This is a genomic window from Pseudomonas sp. FW305-3-2-15-E-TSA4, assembly GCF_058787295.1.
The window spans coordinates 261,710-283,924 of sequence record NZ_JBYSZP010000003.1 but is presented as its reverse complement, the minus strand read 5'-3'; the positions used below and the strand labels follow the sequence as shown (position 1 = coordinate 283,924).

Here is a 22,215-nt window from a genome sequence, read left to right as displayed (position 1 = left end):
GCGAGCAAGCCCGCTCCCACATTAAACCGAGTTCCTCCAGCTGGAATCCAATCCCCTGTGGGAGCGAGCCTGCTCGCGAAAGTGAGCGCAGCGAACGATCTCAAAACCAATTGAATTCCAAGGCAAACACATGAAGATCTCGCGTCAAGCCTACGCCGACATGTTCGGCCCCACCGTCGGCGACAAGGTGCGCCTGGCGGACACCGAGTTGTGGATCGAAGTCGAAAAGGACTTCACCACCTACGGCGAAGAAGTCAAATTCGGCGGCGGCAAAGTGATCCGCGACGGTCAGGGCCAGAGCCAGTTGCTGACCGCCGAAGTGGTCGACACCCTGATCACCAACGCGTTGATCATCGACCACTGGGGCATCGTCAAAGCCGACGTCGGCCTCAAGGACGGGCGCATCGCCGCGATCGGCAAGGCAGGTAACCCGGACGTACAGCCCAACGTGACCATCGCCATCGGCGCCAGCACCGAAGTGATCGCCGGCGAAGGCATGATCCTCACCGCCGGCGGCATCGACACGCACATTCACTTCATCTGCCCGCAGCAGATCGAAGAAGCGCTGATGAGCGGCGTCACCACCATGATTGGCGGCGGCACCGGGCCTGCCACCGGCACCAACGCCACCACCTGCACCTCCGGGCCGTGGCACCTGGCGCGCATGCTCCAGGCCGCCGACGCGTTCCCGATGAACATCGGCCTCACCGGCAAGGGCAACGCCAGCCTGCCGGAGCCGCTGATCGAGCAGGTCAAGGCCGGGGCTATCGGCCTCAAGCTGCACGAGGACTGGGGAACCACCCCGGCGAGCATCGACAACTGCCTGAGCGTCGCCGACCAGTATGACGTGCAGGTGGCGATCCACACCGACACCCTCAACGAATCCGGTTTCGTCGAAACCACCCTCGGCGCGTTCAAGGGTCGCACTATCCACACCTATCACACCGAAGGTGCCGGCGGCGGCCATGCGCCGGACATCATCAAGGCCTGCGGTTTCCCTAACGTGCTGCCGAGCTCGACCAACCCGACCCGACCGTTCACCCGCAACACCATCGACGAACACCTCGACATGCTGATGGTCTGCCACCACCTCGACCCGAGCATTGCCGAGGACGTGGCGTTCGCCGAAAGCCGTATCCGCCGCGAGACGATTGCCGCCGAAGACATCCTCCACGACCTCGGCGCGTTCTCGATGATCAGCTCCGACAGCCAGGCCATGGGCCGCGTCGGCGAAGTCATCACGCGCACCTGGCAGACCGCCGACAAGATGAAAAAGCAGCGTGGCCCGCTGCCGCAGGACGGCGAAGGCAACGACAACTTCCGCGCCAAGCGCTACATCGCCAAATACACGATCAACCCGGCGATCACCCATGGCATCAGCCATGAAGTGGGTTCGATCGAAGTCGGCAAATGGGCCGATCTGGTGCTCTGGCGTCCAGCGTTCTTCGGTGTGAAACCGACGCTGATCCTCAAGGGCGGCGCGATCGCCGCCAGCCTGATGGGCGACGCCAACGCCTCGATTCCAACCCCGCAACCAGTGCACTACCGCCCGATGTTCGCCAGCTACGGCGGCTCGCTGCACGCCACCAGCCTGACGTTCATCAGCCAGGCCGCACAGGAGGCCGGGCTGCCCGAGGCACTGGGACTGAAGAAGAAAATCGGCGTAGTCAAAGGCTGCCGCGAGGTGCAGAAAACCGACCTGATCCACAACGATTACCTGCCAAACATCGACGTCGATCCGCAGACCTATCAGGTCAAGGCTGACGGCGTGCTGCTCTGGTGTGAACCGGCCGAGACCCTGCCGATGGCTCAGCGCTACTTCCTGTTCTGACGCACGGCAAAAGGCCCCGGTTTCGTGTCTTGCGCACGATCCCGGGGCCTTTTTCATGTCGCTGGAAAAGCACTGTGCAAACGGTCGTGTATTTCCCGCCAAAGGGGCTAATATTCGATTCGCTCCGCCTTTTTTCAGGAACTGCCCATGCGTCTTTCCGAGTTCATCGTGGCCAATATCGACCCTATCGTCGATGAGTGGGAACAGTTCGCCGCGACCATCACGCCGGCCGCCGACTATCTGGATTCCACTGCGCTGCGCGATCACGCCAGCGAGATTCTGCGGGCCGCCGCCCGCGACATGAACAAGCCGCAAAGCCCCGCCGAACAGGCTGCCAAAGCCAAGGGCGAAGGCCCGGAAAAGACCCCGAGCCTGGACGAGGCCGGCGCCAGCCATGGCGAACTGCGCCACACCGTCGGTTTTGACCTGGTGCAGATGACCAGTGAATTCCGCCATTTGCGTGCCTGCGTAATCCGCCTGTGGGTCAACAGCCTTGAATCGCCGGACATGACCTATTTTCAGGACATGATCCGTTTCAACGAAGCCATCGACGAAGCCCTCGCCGAATCCACTGCGGCCTACGCCGAGCAGGTCAATCGCTCGCGGGACATTTTCCTCGCCATCCTCGGCCATGACCTGCGTGCGCCGCTGCAGGCGGTGAGCATGTCCACCGAACTGCTGCTGCGCAAATCCAGCCTTGAAGGCGATGCCCTGGCCTGCGCCCAGCACATCAAGCGTGGCGCGCGGCACATGGCGACGATGGTCAGCGATCTGCTGGAACTGGTGCGCAGTCGTCTGGGCCGTAGCCTGCCGATCGAGCCGGCACCGATGGATCTGGCCGTTGCGGCGCGAGCGGCGATCGCCGAAGCCTGCGCCGGTCAACCGCAATCCGATCCCAGGCTCACCGTGCACGGTGACACCAGCGGCGTGTGGGACGCCGGACGGATCGACCAATTACTGCAAAACCTGATCGGCAATGCCTTGCAGCACGGTGCCAACCAGCGCGACGTGACCCTCGATCTGCGTGGCGAGGACGATAGCGTGTGCCTGTCGGTGCACAACTACGGCACACCGATTTCCGAAGAGGCGATCGGCACGATTTTCGACCCGCTGGTGCGCAGCGCCGACGAAGAGCTCGGGCAGCCGTCGACCAGCCTCGGGTTGGGCTTGTTCATCGTCAAGGAAGTGGTGACCGCCCATGGCGGGACGATCGACGTCAGCTCAAGCGAGGCTGACGGCACGCTGTTCAGTGTGGTGTTGCCGAGAAAGATTTAAGCAGGCTTACCGCGTTATCGTTCTTCGCGAGCAAGCCCGCTCCCACATTTAGATCGCGATCTCCTGTGGGAGCGGGCTTGCTCGCGAAGGAGCCCGCAAAGACACTCCAGAACCAACGGTAAAACTATTCGACCACCAAACGCCCCAACCGCTGGCGCAGCATGCGATTCTCGGCTCGCAGTTCCTTCACTTCATCCAGCAGATCAAGCGCCAGGGCGACGCCCTCCCACTCCAGCTCCAGCTCGCGCCGCAACTTCGCGGCGCGCTTGGCCAGGCTCAGCTCGTAGTCGGTGAACCGCCATTCCCGGGGCTGCGCGCCCTGAGGTTCGAGGATGCCGTGTTCGACGATTTCGATCACGTAGACGTCCGACAGATCGGCCGCCTCACAGAATTCTGCCATGTCCAGTTGAACGATCAGGGGGCTGCTCATGATGGGCTACTCCGTCGTCGGATTCAGAAGTTCTCTCGTGGGTTGAACGCGGCTTTCTTCGCCAGCTCCTGCCACAGCGCCTTGACCTCGTCGTCGGAGGTTTTCGGCATCACGGCCTTGAGCTGCACGAACAGATAACCGCGCTCACCGGCCTTGTTCTTCAAGCCATGCCCCTTGGCGCGCATGCGCTGGCCGTTCTGGCTGCCGGCCGGAACCTTGAGGTTGATCTTGCCGGTCAGGGTCGGCACGGCCACTTCGGCGCCCAGCGCCAGCTCCCACGGTGCCAATGGCAGGGTGATGATCAGGTTTTCGCCTTCGACATCGAATTTCGGATGCGGCGCAAAGCGAATGGTCAGGTACAGATCGCCATTGGCCCCGCCACCGATGCCCGGTGCGCCCTGGCCTTTGAGGCGGATGCGCTCGCCGTCGGTGACGCCCGCCGGGATCTTCACATTCAGGCTCTTGCTGGTGTTGCTGACGTGCTGACCGTTGGCGTTGTATTGCGGGATCTGGAAGCTGACCTTCTTCGATTCGTCCGACAGGGTCTCCTCAAGGAAGACCGGCAGTTCCATTTCCACGTCTTGCCCTCGGCGCCCTGCACTGCGTTGTTGCCGACCGTCGCCACCGAAACCGGCGCCGCGATTGCCGAAGATCGAACTGAAGAAGTCCGAAAAGTCGCCGGTGTCGCCACCGCCGCCGCCAAAACCGCCACGGCTCTGCCAGCCCGGCGGGCCCTGGAACGGCTGACCGTGCTGGCCATAACGGCGCAGCTCGTCATATTCGGCGCGTTTGTCGGCGCTTTTCAGCGCTTCATAGGCTTCCGAGGCGTCCTTGAACTTGGCCTCGGCGTCTTTTTCCTTGCTGACATCGGGGTGGTATTTGCGCGCCAGCTTGCGATAGGCAGCCTTGATTGCCTTGTCGTCCGCTGTCGGCTCCACGCCGAGTATCTTGTAATAGTCTTTGAAGTCCATCGAAGGAATCACCATCCGTTATCGATTTCGCGCCGAGGCCAGCATGCGCTCATTCGCGCGTGCCGGGTTGACCGATCTCAACTTTGTGACCGGGTGGCGCAGCAGAAGTTTATCGGCAGTGGACGACGGTTCTTGCGACCGCCGGTATGTCTGCCGGCCCATGCCAGCAAGTTTGGGGCGAAGCTGCGACTTTCAAGAAGCTTAGTCGTGAAATAGCAGATGACCGGCCTTCGAATCTGCCGCGCACTGACATACACTGCGCGGCCGTTTTTTGACCGGAACCCGAAAGACATGAACAACGCCTCTCCAGCCCGTGCCTGCGGTATCGACTTCGGCACCTCCAACTCCACCGTCGGCTGGCTGCGCCCCGGCATGGAAACGATGATCGCGCTGGAAGACGACAAGATCACCCTGCCGTCGGTGGTGTTCTTCAACATCGAGGAGCGCCGTCCGGTTTACGGTCGTCTGGCCCTGCACGAATACCTGGAAGGCTACGAAGGCCGGCTGATGCGCTCGCTCAAGAGCCTGCTCGGTTCCAAGCTGATCAAGCACGACACCAGCGTTCTCGGCACGGCGATGCCGTTCAAGGATCTGTTGGGTCTGTTCATCGGTCAGCTCAAGAGCCGTGCCGAAACGGCCGCCGGTCGCGAGTTCGAACAAGTGGTGCTGGGGCGTCCGGTGTTTTTCGTCGATGACGACCCGCTGGCTGACCAGGAAGCCGAAGACACCCTGGTCGAAGTGGCACGCAAGCTCGGCTTCAAGGACGTGTCGTTCCAGTACGAACCGATCGCTGCAGCATTCGACTACGAGTCGACCATCGAAAAAGAAGAGCTGGTGCTGATCGTCGACATCGGCGGTGGTACTTCGGACTTCTCGCTGGTACGTCTGTCGCCCGAGCGTCGCGGCATGGACAACCGCCACGATGACATCCTCGCCACCGGCGGCGTGCACATCGGCGGGACCGACTTCGACAAACAGCTGAGCCTGCAAGGCCTGATGCCGCTGTTCGGCTACGGCAGCCGGATGAAGAGCGGCGCCTACATGCCGACCAGTCACCACATGAACCTGGCGACCTGGCACACCATCAACTCGGTGTACTCGCAGAAATCCACCCTGGCGCTGGGCAGCATGCGCTACGACATTGAAGACACCGGCGGTATCGACCGTCTGTTCAAGCTGATCGAACAGCGCGCCGGGCACTGGCTGGCGATGGAAGTCGAAGAAACCAAGATTCAGCTGACCCACGCCGACAGCCGCCACGTGCCGCTGGACCGTATTGAGCCGGGCCTGAGCGTGGAACTGAGCCGCGCCCTGTTCGAATCGTCGATCGACGCCTTGCTTGAACGCGTGCGCGGCAGCGTCACGCAGCTGTTGAACGATGCCAACGTGTCGGTGGCGCAGGTCGATACGGTGTTCTTCACCGGCGGTTCGAGCGGCATTCCGGCACTGCGCAACAGCGTTTCGGCGATGCTGCCGAATGCGCGACATGTTGAAGGGAATATCTTTGGCAGCATCGGCAGCGGTCTGGCGATTGAGGCGATGAAGCGCTACGGCGCCATGAACTGATCAGCAATCCAGTGGCAGGAGACTTTTGTGGTGAGGGGATTTATCCCCGCTGGGTCGCGAAGCGACCCCCGCTTTTTATCTTAAAAGCAGAGACTGCTGCGCAGTCTATCGGGGATAAATCCCCTCACCACAGTCATTCGCCACAAAAACCAGCTCTTACACCATCCCGCCCAGCTTCAACTCGCTCTTCAGGTACGCGTAATAAATCGGCCCCGCCACCACTCCCGGCAGGCCGAACGCGGCTTCGAACACCAGCATCGCCAGCAGCAACTCCCACGACTTGGCACTGATCTGCCCGCCGACGATGCGCGCGTTGAGGAAGTATTCGAGCTTGTGGATAAAGATCAGATAGCCCAGCGCCGCCACCGCCACCCAGATCGACAGCGACAGGCCGACGATGGTGATCAGCGTGTTCGACATCAGGTTGCCGATCACCGGCAGCAGGCCGAGCAGAAAGGTCAGGACGATCAGGGTCTTGGTCAGCGGCAGCTTGATACCGAACAGCGGCAAGACCACCACCAGGAAAATCGCGGTGAAGAACGTGTTCAGCAGGGAAATCTTGATCTGCGCGAAGACGATGTTGCGAAAGGCTTGAACCACCAGATGCAGACGGTCGAACAGGGCGGCGGCCAGCGGTTTGCGTTTGGTCAGATCCGGCACGCGCTGCAGGGCAATGATCGCGCCGAGGACCATGCCGATCAGCAGGGTGACGAACATATGCGCCGCGTCCTTGCCCACCAGTTGCAGCTCGGACAGGTGCTTGCTCGCCCATTCGCCGATGGCCACGCGAAATTCCGCTGCGCTGGCCGGCAGGTAGGCGTCGAGAAACGGCGGCAGTTGCCCGCGCGCGCGATCGACCACGCCCATGAATTTGTCGAGCGAGGCGCCCGGGTTTTCCGCTTCGTGCAGCAGGAAACTGATGGCACCGGCAAAGATCAGCGCCAGCACGCTGACCACCAGGGTGCCCAGCAGTGCCACCGCCAGCCAGCGCGCACGTCGACCTTCGATCAGCCGTTGCAGTTGCGGGGTGAGCATGTTGACCAGCTCGAACACCAGCAAACCGGCCAGCAGGCTGGGCAACAAGCGCAGCGGCAACGCCAGCAACAAACCGCCGCAAATGATGATGCAGCTGACCCAAAACACAACATGACGCTCAGAAAACGTTGGCATACAGCCTCAAAACGAACGGCGTAAAAGGATTGGCAGTCTGCCAGCGATCCGGGGAGAGCACTAGGGATATGCAGGGGCTATTGTCGCGCTCAATGGCCCCTTCGCGAGCAGGCTCGCTCCCACAGGGGGTACGCATTTCAATGTGGGAGCGAGCCTGCTCGCGAAGAGGCCGGCCCGTTCACCGCAATCCTTGCTGATTATTTTTTCTTCAGACAATCACTCATGAAGGTCTTGCGCGCATCGCCGGTCAGCGCCTTGGTTTTCGCGTCGGCGTTGCAGGTTTTCATTTTTTCCTGCTGCGGGGTCAGCACTTTGCCGTCATTGGCGGCCGGTGCAGCCTTGAGGCAGGTGCTCATGAAAGTCTTGCGCTCGTCGCCCTTGAGGCTTTTGGCGGTAGCGTCAGCATTGCAGGTGGTCATTTTGTTCTGTTGCGCCGTGGCGGCGAAACCCTGGGAACACAGGAGCAGACCGATCATCAACAAAGGGACACGCAACATCTTCATGGAGTTTTCTCCTTGTCGCCGCATCGATGGATGCGGCCTCCGCTGAAGTGTAGCCAAATCTTGTTACACCTTCCTGCCTTCCAGGTGGCTACGCCGATACTGTTCCGGCGTACACCCGGCCTGCCGGGCAAACATGGCAATGAACGCCGAGCCGCTGCTGTAGCCGAGATCGAAGGCGATTTCCTGCACGCTCTTCGTGCTTTCCAGCGCCTCGATCGCCGCAAGATAACGCAGGCGCTGACGCCATTCGCCGAAACTCATCCCCAGTTCACGCACGAACTGCCGGGCCAGCGTGCGCTCACTTACGTACACCTGCGCCGCCCAGTGCGCCAGTGGCTGGTTATTGCCCGGATCAGCCTGCAAGGCGTCGAGGATCGCCAGCAACCCAGGATTGCTCGCGTACGGCAGATAACATTCATGCACCGGCGCCTGTTGCAGTTGATCGACCAACACCTGGGCCAGACGCTGGTCAGCGTCGAGTTCGGGGATCTTCACGTCGCGGGCGGCGAAGTCCTTGAGAATCGCCTTGAGAATGTCGCTGATTGCCAGCGTGCAGGCGCGCGGCGGCAGATCGGCGCAAACCTTCGGATCGAGGCACACCGCGCGGTAGTTGACCGGTTGGTGGCTGTAGAAACTGTGCTCGACCTGCGGCGGCACCCACACCGCGTAGTGCGGTGGCGACATGAAGCGGCTGCCGTCGACATCCATGTGCAGCACGCCGTGGGCCGCGTACTCCAGCGTGCCCCACGGATGGCGGTGCGGCGCCGCATATTCATGGGTGTTGAAATCGGCGTAGCGGAAGTACACCGCCGACGGCAGTTCGCTGAAATCCAGCAGATCGATATGTTTACTGTTCATGCTGTCCGGTTGCAGAGGCAGGTTGGCCGTTTCGCAGTATAGGCCTACATCCAGACAAGGGATAATCAGCGTTCATCAACGTACTGGTTTTAACCCCATGCAATACGCGTTTCCCCTGCTGGCGATTTTCATCTGGGCCGGCAATACCGTGATCAACAAACTGGCGGTCGGGGCGATCTTCCCCGCCGAGATCGGTTTCTACCGCTGGCTGCTGGCCGGGCTGCTGTTCACCCCGTTCATGCTCAAAGCGGTGATCGCGCACTGGCCGCAGATCCGTCCGAATCTGGGCAAGATCTTCATCCTCGGCGTGCTCGGGATGGCGGTCTATCAAAGCCTCGCCTACTTCGCCGCGACGCTGACCACGGCGACCAACATGGGCATCATCCTGTCGCTGATGCCGCTGATGTCGCTGGCCATGGCCATCATCAGCCTCGGCCAGCGCCTGACCGCCGGCGCCTTGTTCGGCGCGGTGCTGTCGTTCGCCGGGGTGCTGGTGGTGGTGTCGTCCGGCAGCCTCGGCGCCTTGCTGCAACACGGGGTGAACCTGGGTGACGCGATGATGCTGATCGCCACCCTGGCCTACGCGATCTACAGCACCCTGCTGAAAAAATGGCAGCTGCGCCTGCCGCCGCTGGTGTTGCTGTACCTGCAGGTTCTGGTGGCGATTGTGGTGCTGTTTCCGCTGTACGCCGCCTCGCCGAAAACCGGCTTCACCGCGCAGAACATTCCGCTGGTGCTGTACGCGTGCCTGCTGGCCTCGATGCTCGCGCCGCTGGCGTGGATGCAGGCGGTGCAGCGTCTGGGGCCGAGTCGCACGACCTTGTTCTTTAACCTGCTGCCGCTGATTACCGCGCTGATTGCGGCGGTGGTGTTGAAGGAAGAGTTGGCGATGTATCACCTGGTGGGTGGGGTGTTGACATTGGGTGGGGTGATTCTGTCGGAGCGCTGGACCACCGTTCTAGGCCGCAAACTCAGCGTTGCCTGATCTGGCCCTGTGGTGAGGGGATTTATCCCCGATGGGGCGCGAAGCGACCCCGCTATTTATCTCAAAACAAGGGCTGCTGCGCAGCCCATCGGGGATGAATCCCCTCGCCACAAAAGCGAGTCACAATCCGGCAGCCTTTAGCCGCGCCGCATGCTCGACAAACAACCGCACCGGATCCGCGCCCTTGCCCACCAGCCCCAGCGACTGATTGACGATGTCGAAGTGATCCAGCGGATAGTCGTCGCCAATCACCGTGCCGAGGTGCGAGCTGTAACGCCCGACCATCCCGTCACACTGCCCCGGCTCGCGCACGAAGGTTTTTGCGAACAAGCGGCAGCTGCGGTTGGTGCCGTCGAACAGGTTGCCACCGCGATCCGTTTTGCCCGGTTGCAACGTCCCCGACCACGAGTAATAACGCACGCCATTGACCTCTTCCGGCCCGTGACCGCCCCAGGTCTCGGGCAGGCCCTGTGGATAACGCTGATTGAACAGCGCCACGCCTTCGCTGGTCAGCGATTGATGCGAAGCGTGGATGTCCACCGGCAGTTTCGGCCCGTGGTAACCGGTTTCCAGCAACGCCATCAGCCAGCCGACAAAACGCAACAGCACCTCAAGCAAGCGGCCCTTGGCGCTGTTCGCCGGGTAGTGTTTCTGCAGATAGTCGGCCAGTTCAGAACCGTGATTGGGTCCGGCCACGGACGTTACCGACGCGACCAGATCCGGTCGTTTGGCGGCGGCATAACGCGCGGTCAACGAGCCCTGGCTGTGGCCGAACAGATTGACCCTGGCGGCGCCGGTCTCGCGCAGAATTTCGTCGATGCGCGCCAGCAACTGCTCGCCACGCGCCTCGGTGGAATTGAGCGGCGATACCTGCACCGCAATCACCGTCGCCCCGCCACGGCGCAACGCCTTGATGATCCCGTACCAGTACGGATACAGCACCAGCCGGATAAACCCGAGCATGCCCGGCACCAGCACCAGTGGATAACGTGTCGCCGAACCTTGTGACATGGGCAAACATCCTTGTGGTCGCTGAGTGGATGCCAGACGTGCAAAACGCCCGCCAAGCCTCCTCCCTGATGATGACAACTGCACCATCAGCCTACTTCAGGCCCACCACCCCCGCCACAATCAGCCCCACCGACAGCAGTTTGACCAGGGTCAGGCTCTCGCCGAGCAGGGCAAAACCGAGAAACACCGTGCCCAGCGAGCCGATCGCCGTCCAGATCGGATAGGCGATGCTCACCGGCAACTCGCGCATCGCCAACGTCAGGAAGTAAATCCCGCCAATCGCCGCCGCCACCGTGATCAGCGACGGCCACAAGCGGGTGAAGCCTTCGGCGTACTTCATGCCCATGGCGAAAGTCACCTCGAAGCCGGCGGCGATCAGCAGGCACAGCCAGGCCACTTAGAACGTCCGGGCGAGGTCGAGCAAACGCTGCTCGGCCTCGGCCACTGACACGGCGAAGGTGCGCTCGGCCGATTCCTCGCCCTCGGCCGCGACCACGCTGACGTCGTTGATGCCGATAAAGCCCAGCGCGGTGCGCAACCACGGATCGGCGTGGTTCAGTGCTTCCAGTTCGCCGCCGGGGCCGAAGCCGAAACCGCCGCGACTGGTGACGATCAGCGCTTTCTTGCCTTGCAGCAGCGGGGTGTATTGGGCCACGCCGTTATCCAGGGTGTGGTCGAAGGTCAGGCCCAGTCGCACAATCTGATCGACCCAGGCCTTGAGGCCGCTGGGCACGCTGAAGTTGTACATCGGCGTGGAAATCAGCAGCAGGTCATGCTCGAACAACTCGCCGACCAGTTGATCGCTGAGCGCCAGATCGGCCTGCATCGACAACGGACGCGCTTCGGGTTCAGGGTGAAACGCGGCGGCGACAAAGGCTTCGTTGACTGGAGGGATCAGCGCCCGTCCGACTTCCCGGCGGGTGACCTGAGCCTGTGGATGGCGCACCTGCCAGGCGCTGAGAAAACTTTCTGCCAAACGCCGTGAGTGCGAACGATCACCGCGAGGGCTGGCATGGATCGCAAGAATCTTGCTCATCTGAATCTCCTTGGGTCTAGACTTGAATGGCTGCGTAGCGCCAGATTGGCGCCGACCCGCCGCCGTCTCAACTGAGCAAAAATCAGTCGGGATGAATCTGTTTCATCCATGGAGTATTCAATGTTCGCCTCGTTGCCGCTGACTGCCCTGCGCGCCTTCGAATCCGCTTCGCGGCTGTTGAGCTTTAAGGCCGCTGCTGAAGAGCTGTCAGTCACACCGACGGCGATTTCCCATCAGATCCGAGCGCTGGAAGACTGGCTCGGCGTGGCGCTGTTCGAGCGTTTGCCGCGTCAGGTGCGCCTTACCGAAGGGGGCGAGCGGCTGTTTCGCAGCCTGCACGGCGCGTTGCTGGAAGTGGCGCAAAGCGTCGACACCCTGCGTCCGCAACGCAGCGGCAGCAACCTGACACTGTCGACCACCGCCGCGTTTGCCGCGCTGTGGCTGGTGCCGCGCCTCGGAAGGTTTTATGTGCAACACCCGAACATCAACGTGCGCCTCGATACCCACTGCGAAGTCATCGACCTGCATCAGGACGCCAGCGTCGATCTGGTGCTGCGCTATAGCCTCGACGACTACCCCAACCTTTACGGCTTGTGCCTGTTCGATGAGACCTTCGGCGTGTATGGCTCGCCGGAACAGGTGGCGCTGGCCGCCCGGCGCACGCCGGCGCTGATCAGCGTGCGCTGGCACAACTCGAAGCTGTATGCCCATGGCTGGGAAGCGTGGTGCGCTCGCTCCGGCGAGTCGTGGCTGAACCAGCATCCGGCGATCCGTGAATACGATGAGGAGCATTACGCTCTGCAAGCGGCGATTGCCGGGCAAGGTCTGGTGCTGGCGAGCAATATTCTGGTCTCGCAGAGCGTCGCCAGTGGGTTGCTGGTGCCGTACAAGGGGCAGGTGCAAGTCGATGGTGCCGGGTACAGCGCGCTGTGTGTGCCGGGACGGGAGCGGCATCCGCCGGTGCGGGCGTTTTTTGCCTGGTTGCGCGAAGAAGCGCAGTTGTCCGGGCTGGTACCAAGGTCGCCGGAAATCTCATAAAACTTTTTGCGTCGCTCAAGACTCACAACTTGGGTAACCGATCACGCCTGTAGAGCGTGGCGCCATTGGATTAGCCTCCTGGAGATCAACATGAGCGACGACCTGCACTTGTCAGATGTCAAAACCCTGCGCGAACGTGCGCGACAACACGTCGAGAACGGCGCGGTAACCGAGAGCTACAGCGCCGACCGTGACGAGGTGCTGCGCTTGCTCAACGAGTCGCTGGCCACCGAGCTGGTCTGCGTGCTGCGTTACAAGCGTCATTACTTCATGGCCAACGGCGTCAAAGCCCATGTGGCCGCGGAAGAATTCCTCGAACACGCGACCCAGGAAGCGCAACACGCCGACCGTCTGGCCGAGCGCATCGTGCAACTGGGTGGCGAACCGGAGTTCAATCCGGATCTGCTGTCGAAAATGTCCCACGCCCAATACGTGGCCGGGAACACCTTGAAGGAAATGGTCTACGAAGACCTGGTGGCCGAACGGATCGCCATCGACAGCTACCGCGAGATCATCCAGTACATCGGCGAGAAAGACCCGACCACCCGGCGCATCTTCGAAGATATCCTCGCGCAGGAAGAAGAGCATGCCGATGACATGGCCGACATCCTGAAAGACCTCTGAACCTTCTATACCGCTATCGCGAGCAGGCTCACTCCTACAAGATTTGCGCTGTACCTGTAGGAGTGAGCCTGCTCGCGATGACGCTTTTACAGACGCTGAAGATTTACGTGGTTGGCTTGACGGTCACTGGCGCCTTGCCCGACTTCATCTGTTCAAGCAGAGGCGCGCACTGATTCGGCTCCCCACCACTCGGCGCCACCAGCGCCAGCAGCCCCGCCGCCGGTGCAGCAATCACGCCCAGTGCAACCATCCCCGCGCCGCGTAGCATCAACGGCACGGCCTTGACCCCGGCGTCCGGCTTGATGAACTTGCCGCGCACGTACAACGGTGAACGCAGCGAAATCAGACGCCAGCCCTTGGACTCCGGTGTCACCGTCAGGTCCAATTGCTCGGTGGCCATGTTCGCGGTGCCGTCGATGTAGATGATCGCGTTCTCGGTATCGAACACAAACAGCCGTGTGGTCGCCAGGCCAGTCTTGATGTCGAAGTCCGCCGCCGCGCAGTTGATCTTCACTTCCTTGTCGCCAAAAATCTTGCCAACCACGTAGTTACCGACGTTGAGACCGGCCAGTTCCATCAGCTCACGGCTGATTGCGCCGTCGTTGATCAGCATCTTCAACTGGCCATTGGCGCCGCCGAGCAGCTTGGCCACCGAGTTGCCGCGACCGCTGATATCAGCATCACCGTTGAGCTCACCGAAGCTGGTTTTCATCGGTTCGAAGGTCGGGAACAACTGCTTGAGCTTGAAGCCGCGCGCAGTCAGTTTGGCCCGGCCTTCCAGCGGTTCGGTGCGACCATTGAGGCGGATCTGCGCGTCCAGATTGCCGCCGGCCACGCCGAAGCGCAGCGGTTCGAGGCTGAGTTCGCCGTCGTTGAGTTTCAGGTGGGTATAGAGGTCGGTGAACGGCAGCTTTTCACTGTGGACGATGCGCTTGCCGGTGAACTCGACGTCGGCATCCATCGCGCGCCAGCGGTCGGTCTTGAATTCTTCCACCGGCAGCACTTTGTCGGTCGGCTGCTTGCTCTCGCCGCCGCGGGCCTTTTGCTTGTCATTGGAGTCGGCGCCGATCAGCGGCGCGAGGTCGGCGAACAGCAATTGATTGGACAGCAACGCGCCGCTGAGCTTGGGCCGTGGCTGGCTGGCGACGTAGGTCAGATCGCCGTGAATGTCACTGCCGCCGATCTTGCCGTTGAATTGTTCATAGGTGAATTTCGCACCGGCGGCATCATGCAGCTTGGCAATCAGATGGCCGTCGGTGGAGTACGGCGGCGTGTCCGGCAGGGTCACGCCGGTCAGTGGATAGAGGTTGCCGAGGCTGGCGCCGGCCAGTTTCAGACGCAGATCGAGGGCGCCGAGGTTGAGCGGGTCGGTCAAGGTGCCAGCGAGTTCGATGCTGGTGGCGCCGATCTTCGCCTGAGCCTGCAGCGGGAACGGTTTGTTCGCGTCCTGCAACGCCAGTAATCCGCCGATCTTGCCCTGGCCGGTAAGATTCTGACCGTGGTACTGGCCTTTGACCTTCAGCGCGAATGCATAGTCCTGCGGCGCGGCGCCCTTGTCCTGCGCGGTCTTCGCGGCTTTGGCGCCGACGATATCGCTGAACGGAATCGGTTTGCCCAGCGGATCGATCAACACGTCGAGATTAGTCTTGAGTGTCTGGTCATCCAGGGTGACGTGGCCCTTGTCGAAGCCAATCGCACCGATGTCCACCACCCAGTTCGACGGTTCGGCATTCGGGTCTTTCGGGTCGAACTTGAAGGTCCAGTTGGCGCGGCCATCGGCCAGGCGTTGCAGTTGCGCGTTGGGTTCGGTCAGGTCGATTCGCGGGATCGTCACCCGTTGCGCCAGCAGTGCCAGCGGCGAGATGCGCAGTTCCACGCGTTTGAGCGTGACCATCTGCGGCTGCTTCGACCAATCCGGGTTGCCCAGCGTCAGGTCCTCAGCCACCACGTGCGGCCACGGCACCCAGGCCCGCCAGCCGCCTTCGTCCGGCTCACGCTGCCAGATCACCGCGAGGTTGCCATTGATGGCGAACGGACGATGCAATTCTTCCGAGACTTTGGCGTTGAGCGGCGGTTTGATCCGGTTCCAGTCGAAGAACACGATGATCAGAACCAGTACCGCCAGCAGCAGTACGAGGATGGCGAAGGTCCAACTGAAGATTTTTCCGGTGCGCGTCATGCACAAAACTCCTGATGACGACCGCACGCCGACTTCGCGACGCACAGCTGAAACGGCGGGCCAAAGCGGCCCTCATGAATTCTACGACTGGCAAACAGTGCGCAGGTTTAATCGGAATATAGAATCCGGCGCAAAAAATCGCCCGAATGCTGACCGATTGGTCGAACAGCGTTACCGCTGCCCGCACATTTGCGAGGCGCGAGTGAGTCGAAAATACCCACTGCGGTGCAAAACCACCGCCCGCAAATGCCCGAGCTAGAGCGCTTCCGCAGAACAATCAATTCTGTTGATTATTACCATTGCGTTTATGAACTTTTATATCGACTTATCGAGAGTAGCATTGGCTTCGTACCCACTTTATCGCCCTCCCAAGGAGCAACCCATCATGAAACGCCAATTACTGCTCAGCCTTACCCTGTCGATGCTAGCCAGCACCGCTTTTGCCCTGCCCGCTGCCGATCAGGCTACCCCACAAGTGAAATCCAGCCACTCGGTGTTCAGCCAGACTGTGGCGGCTGACGGCAGCGACCGTACCCCACAAGGTCAGACCCTGGCTGAAAACGGTCGTAATCGTCTGGAAGAAAAAGGTCTGGTTGAAGATGGCTACGACAAGACCCCACAAGGTCAAGCTGTAGCAGAAGGCGGCCGTGATCGCCTGGAACAGAAAGGTCTGGTTGAAGACGGCTATGATAAAACTCCACAAGGTCAGACCCTGGCTTCCGATGGCAGCGACCGTACTCCACAAGGCCAGACCCTGGCTGAAGACGGTTTCGATAAAACCCCACTGGGCCAAGCCGTTGCCGAAGGCGGTGGTGACCGTGTGATCGAACGCAACAGCGCTTTGAGCTAAGCCCATGGCGGCCTGGAAAAAAAGCCCAATCACCGGATTGGGCTTTTGACTTTTTCAGTACCGACAATCTGCGAAACCTTTTTTCCTGCTGACTTTCCCCCTGCCGTTCGACGCCAGCAAAGCCGATTTGCTAGAGTGCGGCGCTTGTCCCGCTCAAGAAAACGCCTTTGCGATGCTGCCCCGCGCCGAACAGAAACAACAGACCCGCAACGCCCTGATGGACGCTGCCCGCCATTTGATGGAAAGCGGCCGAGGTTTCGGCAGCCTGAGCCTGCGCGAAGTGACCAAGACCGCCGGCATTGTGCCCACCGGTTTCTATCGGCATTTTGCCGACATGGACGAGTTGGGTCTGGTGCTGGTCAGTGAAGTCGGCCAGACCTTCCGCGAAACCATCCGCCTGGTGCGCCACAATGAATTCGTCATGGGCGGGATCATCGATGCGTCGGTGCGGATCTTCCTCGACGTGGTCAGCGCCAACCGTTCGCAGTTCCTGTTTCTCGCTCGTGAGCAATACGGCGGCTCGCAGCCGGTGCGTCAGGCGATTGGCCGTCTGCGCGAGAACATCAGCGCCGACCTCGCGGCCGACCTGACGCTGATGCCCAAGCTGCAACATCTGGATGCTGCCGGCCTGAGCGTGATCGCTGACCTGATCGTCAAATCGGTATTCGCCACCCTGCCGGACATCATTGACCCGCCCGCCGAGGCCCTGCCGGAGCATCTGACGCCGCAGGCGAAGATCACCCAGCAATTGCGCTTCATCTTTATCGGCCTCAAGCACTGGCAAGGGTTGGGCAGTACCGAGTAATCCCCCCTCCTATTACTGACACACCCTACTCCCCTGTGGGAGCGAGCCGGCGCCGATTTGGTGCATGTAAAAATCTTCACGCACCAAAACCTTCCAAAATTCTGCAACATCTTGAAACATCCTCTACGCTCCGACAGGGATTTCCTACATCTCGTCCGGTTGGCAAGCCCCTTGCTCTAGCCCTCCTACAAGTCCACTGCTGGAAGCTTTCCGATGCTGGTGATTCATCGCAGAATAGACCCTCAACCTGTCTGGTCCGCCGAGTTGCACCTGACCTTCGAAGCGCGGAGCAAAAGCCGTCTGCGCTGTTTCAGTGCCGATGGCGAAGACGTCGGGTTGTTTCTGGAGCGCGGTCAGGCACCGTTATATGACGGCGAATGCCTGCAGGCCGAGGACGACCGCATCGTTCGCGTCTGCGCCCGCCCCGAGCAACTGCTGCACGTCACCTGCGCCAATGCCTTCGAACTGACCCGCGCCGCCTATCATCTGGGCAATCGCCACGTCGCCTTGCAAGTCGGCGATGGCTGGCTGCGTTTGCTCGACGATTACGTGCTCAAGGCCATGCTCGAACAGCTCGGCGCCCAGGTCGAGGCGATTGAAGCGCCGTTCCAACCGGAACACGGTGCCTACGGCGGCGGCCATCACCATTCGCGGCATGGCGACGAAGATTTCAACTACGCGCCCAAACTCCATCAGTTCGGCGTACGTCTGTGAATCCGGCCTGGGCGCTGTTGCGCCTGGCCAGTCCGCAACTGCCGATTGGCGGCTACAGCTATTCGCAAGGCCTGGAAATGGCGGTGGATAACGGCCGCGTGAACAACCCGGACAGCGCCCGCCGCTGGATCAGCGATCAACTACTGCTCAACCTCGCCCGTTTCGAGGCGCCGCTGCTGCTTGCCCATTGTCAGGCCGCGGCCGAGGAAAACTGGCCCGAGTTGCTGCATCTCTGCGAAACCCACCGTGCCAGTCGCGAGACCCGCGAGTTGCATCTGGAGAGCCGGCAGATGGGCTACTCGCTGCAGCAATTGCTCAACGGTCTTCCGGAACTCGACGCGCCGGCCCGCCGCTTTCTTGAGCAATGCGCCGAACCGCACCTGGCTCTTGGCTGGGCACTGGCTGCCCGCGCCTGGCAAATCAGTCCGCAGGATGCGCTCGCCGCGTGGCTGTGGAGCTGGCTGGAAAACCAGCTCGCGGTGCTGATGAAAACCCTGCCGTTGGGCCAGCAAGCCGCTCAGCGCCTGACCAGCGAACTGTTGCCGCTGCTGCAACAGGCGCAGCAGGACGCCACCCGCATCAATCCCGAACACATCGGCAGCGCCGCGTTCGGCCTGTCCCTGGCGTGCATGGCGCATGAGCGCCAGTACAGCCGACTGTTTCGCTCTTAGGAGAACAAACCATGAACACACAACCCCTGCGCGTCGGCATCGGCGGCCCGGTCGGTTCCGGCAAGACCGCATTGACCCTGGCCCTGTGCCTGGCGTTGCGCGATCGCTACAACCTGGCCGTCGTCACCAACGACATCTACACCCGCGAAGACGCCGACTTTCTGGTGCGCAACCAAGCGCTGGCACCGGAACGCATCATCGGCGTGGAAACCGGTGGCTGCCCGCACACGGCGATCCGCGAAGACGCTTCGATCAACCTCGAAGCCGTCGATCAACTGAACCGGCGCTTTCCGGGGCTGGACCTGATTCTGGTGGAATCCGGTGGCGACAACCTCTCGGCAACCTTCAGCCCGGAGCTGTCAGACCTGACCATCTACGTGATCGACGTCTCCGCCGGCGACAAGCTGCCGCGCAAGGGCGGCCCGGGGATCTGCAAGTCCGATCTGCTGGTGATCAACAAGATCGACCTGGCGCCGCTGGTCGGTGCTTCGCTGGAAATGATGGATAGCGACACCCAGCGCATGCGCAACGGCAAGCCATTCGTCTTCAGCAACCAGAAAACCGGCCAGGGCCTGGAAGAGATCATCGCCTTCATCGAACGCCAGGGCCTGCTGAACGCCGCCTGACTTATTGACCAACAAGGAAGCTTATCCATGACACTCAAACGTATTCTCGGCGCCGTGGCGCTGCTGCTGACCCCGGCACTCGCCTTCGCCCACCCGGGCCACGGCGACAGCGGTCTGGTCGCCGGCATCAGCCACCCGATCGGTGGCCTCGACCATTTGCTGGCGATGGTCGCGGTCGGCCTGTGGGCCGCGCAGCAACAAGGCGCGGCGCGCTGGGCGCTACCGTGCACGTTTGTCGGCACCATGCTGATCGGCGGCATGCTGGGTTTTGAAGGGCTGGAGTTGCCGGCGCTGGAAAGCGGGATCGCCGCTTCGGTGCTGGCGCTGGGTCTGGCAGTGGCACTGGCGGTGCGTCCACCGCTGGTGATGGCGGTGGCGGCAACGGCGCTGTTTGCGCTGTTCCATGGCGTGGCGCATGGCCTGGAGCTGCCGGACATGAGCAGCCCTTGGGCGTATGCCGCCGGTTTTGTCGCGGCGACGGCGGCGCTGCATGCGGCGGGTTATGGCCTGGTGCGCGTGTTGCCTCAGGCTGCTGCACCATTGGTGCGAGTGGCGGGGGCTGCTTCGGCGGTGACCGGTGCATGGTTGCTGGCCGGCTGATCTTTATCGCCTGAACCGGCCTCTTCGCGAGCAAGCCCGCTCCCACAGGTTTTGTGTACACCACAATTCCAGTGTGGGAGCGGGCTTGCTCGCGAAAGCGGTCTGACAGACTCCGCGTCTCTAAAGGACGCGGCTCTGCTACCATGTCGCGCAATCGCCCCAGCCGTGACGACGTCCGCCAATGCCCCATGCTTGCCGCTCCACCTCCCTGCCCGAATTGACCGCCCTGTTCAGCGATGTGCAACAGCACTTTCTGAACGTGATCGTGCCGCTTTGGCAAGGCCCGGGCTGGAACGCCGACATGGCGCTGCCCTACGAAGCACTCGACGCGGCGCATCATCCGTTGCCACCGCAACGCTATCGGGCGATGGCCTGCGCACGGCAGCTGTACCTGTTTTCCAGCCTGATCGGGGTTGTGGATAACGCCGAGGTGCGCGCCGCCGCGCTATTCCGCTCTCTGCAACGGCATTTTCACGATGCAGAGCACGGTGGCTGGTTCTACAGCATCGACGCGCAAGGCAAGCCGCTGGATCAGCGCAAAGACCTCTACACCCACGCTTTCATCCTGTTCGCCTGCGCCCATTACTGGGCCAAGTCCCGGGAGCCGCTGGTGGAATCCACGCTCAACGCCGCACTGGAAGTCATCGGCCGACGCTTCGCCACCGGCGATGGCTTGTACGAAGCCTGCCTGGACCGCGACTGGATCACCCTGCAAACCGGGCCACTGCAAAACCCGCTGATGCACCTGGCCGAAGCGTTCCTCGCCACCTTGGCGGTGCGTGAAGACGCGGCGACGCAGCAAGCGCTGGTGGAGTTATGCACAGCCATGCACAAGCAGTTCGTCGATCCGCAGCACGGTGTGTTGATGGAGAAACCGCTCGGGGCTGTGGATAACTGGTACGAGCCAGGGCATCAGTTCGAATGGTATTTCCTGCTTGAGTCTTCAGCCCTGCTGCGCGGTTCGAAACTGCATGCAGCGCTGGACCGGGCATTCGCTTTCACCGAGCAATTCGGTGTTGAACAGCCTTCAGGGGCGGTGCGGGCGATGCTCGATCTGCAACTGGATGGACGGCCGAAAGATTCGACCCAACGCATCTGGGCGCAGGCGGAATACCTGCGCGCCCTGACCTTGCGCCCGGACAGCGAAGCTACAGTGCTGCGCCAGTTGCAGGCGCTGCAACAGCGTTTTCTGCATGCGGGCGGTTGGCATGAGTGCCGAGATGAGCTGGGAGAGGTCAGCCGCAAGGACATGCCTTCAACGACGCCTTATCACTTGGCGACGTGCTACAGCGGTTTAGCCGAATATCTGCGTTGATTGAAAAATAGCTTTCGCGAGCAAGCCCGCTCCCACATGGGAATTTCGGCGAACACATAATCTGTGAACAGCCTGGATCCCTGTGGGAGCGGGCTTGCTCGCGAATAGCCGTTACACGGTCTCTAGGCAATCCACTTCTTGTCACCGGTAAAGCTGATCGTCAACCAGCGTGCCGCATCCGGCTCGCCGAGCTGCGCCGAAATTTCCTCACGTAACGCATCCAGTTGCCCCACGCTTTGCAGCCGGTAATCCGCCGGCAACACCACATGAATCTCGATAAACCGCGCCCGCCCGTGCTTCTGCACGTAGGTCACGTAATCATCGAAACCATGCTCGACCTTCGCCGCTTCCATGACCTGACGCACCTGATCATCCAGGGTGTCCGGTGCAATACCCAGTACATCACGCAGCGCCGGGCCGAGGATCTTGAACGCCGGGGGCAACATGGTCAGCGCCAGCACGATCAGGATCAGTGGGTCGACAAACTTCGCCCACTCGTCAAAGCCCTGGGCCTTGAGCAGCAACGCGGCGAGAAAACTGATCAACAGGCCGACCGAGAGCATCGCGTCCACCAGCCAGCTGATGTTGTCGAACTGGATCAGGCTGGACTTGATCTTGCGATTGCGCCGACGCACGTAGAAGAAATAGGCGAATTCGACGACGGTGAACACCGCCGCATAAATGATCACCAGCCCCAGCTCGATCTCGCGGCCGCCGTTGATGATGCCGAACACACCGTTGAGAAACGCATAGATCGCGATCAACAGCAGGAAGCTGCCTTCGATCAGCAGCACCATAGGCTCCAGATGCCAGAAACCGAACTGGAAGCGGTGATTGCTCTCTTTGGCGATCAGCCGGGCGGTGATCAGCATCAGCACTTTGATGAACGTTGCGATCAGCGAGAAAAAACCATCGAAAAGGATGGATTGCGAACCTGAAACAAAACCGGTGACGATCCCGGCAATCGACACCGCGAACATCAGGATGGTCGATTGTTTGAGCAGTGACTGCTCACCTCGGTTACTCACTTTAACTCCTCGAAAACCTTGAAAACCGCAGGGTGCGGCGGGGTTGTTGAGGAGAGAGTTTACCTTATCGCCATGTTTTGCCTGTTACGGCCTCATCGCTGGCAAGCCAGCTCCCACAGGTACCGAGTC

The 22,215-nt window shown here is 61.4% G+C and carries 23 protein-coding genes; 13 read left to right on the top strand and 10 right to left on the bottom strand.

Features of this window, described 5'->3' with window-relative positions; translation table 11 throughout:
* Positions 1-130: 130 nt before the first annotated feature.
* Both ureC and AC3WMV_RS05650 read left to right on the top strand, forming a co-directional pair.
* The gene (gene ureC, locus AC3WMV_RS05655; protein ID WP_103368045.1) at positions 131-1,831 is read left to right on the top strand and encodes an urease subunit alpha; all 1,701 of its coding nucleotides are present in this window, start codon (positions 131-133) and stop codon (positions 1,829-1,831) included.
* Between the two features lie 147 nt (positions 1,832-1,978).
* Entirely contained in the window at positions 1,979-3,106 is a 1,128-nt protein-coding gene (locus tag AC3WMV_RS05650; RefSeq protein WP_103368044.1) for a sensor histidine kinase, read from the top strand.
* A gap of 124 nt (positions 3,107-3,230) precedes the next feature.
* On the opposite strand, the gene AC3WMV_RS05645 is transcribed toward AC3WMV_RS05650, so the two are convergent.
* On the bottom strand, positions 3,231-3,536 hold the full coding sequence (locus tag AC3WMV_RS05645; RefSeq protein WP_027613554.1) for a chaperone modulator CbpM: 306 nt from the start codon (positions 3,534-3,536) through the stop codon (positions 3,231-3,233).
* 23 nt (positions 3,537-3,559) lie between these two features.
* The gene (locus AC3WMV_RS05640; RefSeq protein WP_103368090.1) at positions 3,560-4,507 is read right to left on the bottom strand and encodes a DnaJ C-terminal domain-containing protein; all 948 of its coding nucleotides are present in this window, start codon (positions 4,505-4,507) and stop codon (positions 3,560-3,562) included.
* Positions 4,508-4,798: 291 nt separating this feature from the next.
* On the opposite strand from AC3WMV_RS05640, the gene AC3WMV_RS05635 reads away from it, so the two are divergent.
* Complete coding sequence (locus AC3WMV_RS05635; RefSeq protein WP_007966976.1) at positions 4,799-6,073, top strand: Hsp70 family protein; 1,275 nt, start codon at positions 4,799-4,801, stop codon at positions 6,071-6,073.
* A gap of 156 nt (positions 6,074-6,229) precedes the next feature.
* On the opposite strand, the gene AC3WMV_RS05630 is transcribed toward AC3WMV_RS05635, so the two are convergent.
* From AC3WMV_RS05630 to AC3WMV_RS05620, 3 genes are all read right to left on the bottom strand, one after another.
* On the bottom strand, positions 6,230-7,243 hold the full coding sequence (locus AC3WMV_RS05630; protein WP_027613551.1) for an AI-2E family transporter: 1,014 nt from the start codon (positions 7,241-7,243) through the stop codon (positions 6,230-6,232).
* Between the two features lie 197 nt (positions 7,244-7,440).
* Complete coding sequence (locus AC3WMV_RS05625) at positions 7,441-7,746, bottom strand: PsiF family protein (RefSeq protein ID WP_007966973.1); 306 nt, start codon at positions 7,744-7,746, stop codon at positions 7,441-7,443.
* Between the two features lie 63 nt (positions 7,747-7,809).
* Positions 7,810-8,604 carry an AraC family transcriptional regulator gene (locus AC3WMV_RS05620; RefSeq protein WP_103368043.1) on the bottom strand — a complete coding sequence of 265 codons (795 nt, stop codon included), beginning with the start codon at positions 8,602-8,604 and terminating at the stop codon, positions 7,810-7,812.
* 97 nt (positions 8,605-8,701) lie between these two features.
* On the opposite strand from AC3WMV_RS05620, the gene AC3WMV_RS05615 reads away from it, so the two are divergent.
* Positions 8,702-9,589 (top strand): DMT family transporter, encoded by an 888-nt coding sequence (locus tag AC3WMV_RS05615; protein ID WP_027613549.1) that lies wholly within the window; start codon positions 8,702-8,704, stop codon positions 9,587-9,589.
* A 120-nt stretch (positions 9,590-9,709) separates the two neighbouring features.
* Here the strand turns inward: AC3WMV_RS05615 and AC3WMV_RS05610 are convergent, their stop codons facing one another.
* The 3 genes from AC3WMV_RS05610 to AC3WMV_RS05600 all read right to left on the bottom strand — a co-directional run bounded on the left by AC3WMV_RS05610 (position 9,710) and on the right by AC3WMV_RS05600 (position 11,636).
* Positions 9,710-10,600 carry an esterase/lipase family protein gene (locus AC3WMV_RS05610; protein WP_103368042.1) on the bottom strand — a complete coding sequence of 297 codons (891 nt, stop codon included), beginning with the start codon at positions 10,598-10,600 and terminating at the stop codon, positions 9,710-9,712.
* 91 nt (positions 10,601-10,691) lie between these two features.
* A complete protein-coding gene (locus AC3WMV_RS05605; protein WP_027613547.1) occupies positions 10,692-10,997 on the bottom strand; it encodes a DMT family transporter in 306 nt (101 codons plus the stop codon).
* Positions 10,998-11,636, bottom strand: coding sequence for an FMN-dependent NADH-azoreductase (locus AC3WMV_RS05600; RefSeq protein WP_027613546.1), 639 nt, complete (start codon positions 11,634-11,636; stop codon positions 10,998-11,000).
* A gap of 108 nt (positions 11,637-11,744) precedes the next feature.
* Between AC3WMV_RS05600 and AC3WMV_RS05595 the strand changes: the two genes are divergently transcribed.
* On the top strand, positions 11,745-12,674 hold the full coding sequence (locus AC3WMV_RS05595; RefSeq protein ID WP_178085239.1) for a LysR substrate-binding domain-containing protein: 930 nt from the start codon (positions 11,745-11,747) through the stop codon (positions 12,672-12,674).
* 90 nt (positions 12,675-12,764) lie between these two features.
* On the top strand, positions 12,765-13,298 hold the full coding sequence (locus AC3WMV_RS05590) for a ferritin-like domain-containing protein (protein ID WP_027613544.1): 534 nt from the start codon (positions 12,765-12,767) through the stop codon (positions 13,296-13,298).
* A gap of 103 nt (positions 13,299-13,401) precedes the next feature.
* Here AC3WMV_RS05590 and AC3WMV_RS05585 read toward each other — a convergent pair whose 3' ends face one another.
* Positions 13,402-15,477: an AsmA family protein gene (locus tag AC3WMV_RS05585; RefSeq protein ID WP_103368040.1), complete on the bottom strand. Its 2,076-nt coding sequence runs from the start codon at positions 15,475-15,477 to the stop codon at positions 13,402-13,404.
* Between the two features lie 385 nt (positions 15,478-15,862).
* Here AC3WMV_RS05585 and AC3WMV_RS05580 point away from each other — a divergent pair, with 385 nt between their 5' ends.
* From AC3WMV_RS05580 to AC3WMV_RS05550, 7 genes are all read left to right on the top strand, one after another.
* Entirely contained in the window at positions 15,863-16,327 is a 465-nt protein-coding gene (locus AC3WMV_RS05580; protein ID WP_027613542.1) for a hypothetical protein, read from the top strand.
* 172 nt (positions 16,328-16,499) lie between these two features.
* A complete protein-coding gene (locus AC3WMV_RS05575) occupies positions 16,500-17,132 on the top strand; it encodes a TetR family transcriptional regulator (protein ID WP_027613541.1) in 633 nt (210 codons plus the stop codon).
* A 213-nt stretch (positions 17,133-17,345) separates the two neighbouring features.
* Positions 17,346-17,846, top strand: coding sequence for an urease accessory protein UreE (gene ureE / locus AC3WMV_RS05570; RefSeq protein WP_103368039.1), 501 nt, complete (start codon positions 17,346-17,348; stop codon positions 17,844-17,846).
* Positions 17,843-18,517, top strand: a complete 675-nt coding sequence (locus AC3WMV_RS05565) for an urease accessory protein UreF (protein WP_103368038.1) — start codon at positions 17,843-17,845, stop codon at positions 18,515-18,517. Before ureE ends, AC3WMV_RS05565 begins: the two co-directional genes overlap by 4 nt.
* Positions 18,518-18,528: 11 nt before the next feature.
* Positions 18,529-19,143 carry an urease accessory protein UreG gene (gene ureG / locus AC3WMV_RS05560; protein WP_103368037.1) on the top strand — a complete coding sequence of 205 codons (615 nt, stop codon included), beginning with the start codon at positions 18,529-18,531 and terminating at the stop codon, positions 19,141-19,143.
* Positions 19,144-19,170: 27 nt separating this feature from the next.
* On the top strand, positions 19,171-19,743 hold the full coding sequence (locus AC3WMV_RS05555) for a HupE/UreJ family protein (RefSeq protein ID WP_103368036.1): 573 nt from the start codon (positions 19,171-19,173) through the stop codon (positions 19,741-19,743).
* A 181-nt stretch (positions 19,744-19,924) separates the two neighbouring features.
* Entirely contained in the window at positions 19,925-21,058 is a 1,134-nt protein-coding gene (locus AC3WMV_RS05550; protein ID WP_103369806.1) for an AGE family epimerase/isomerase, read from the top strand.
* 122 nt (positions 21,059-21,180) lie between these two features.
* On the opposite strand, the gene AC3WMV_RS05545 is transcribed toward AC3WMV_RS05550, so the two are convergent.
* Positions 21,181-22,086: a cation diffusion facilitator family transporter gene (locus AC3WMV_RS05545; protein WP_103369805.1), complete on the bottom strand. Its 906-nt coding sequence runs from the start codon at positions 22,084-22,086 to the stop codon at positions 21,181-21,183.
* Positions 22,087-22,215 lie beyond the last annotated feature (129 nt).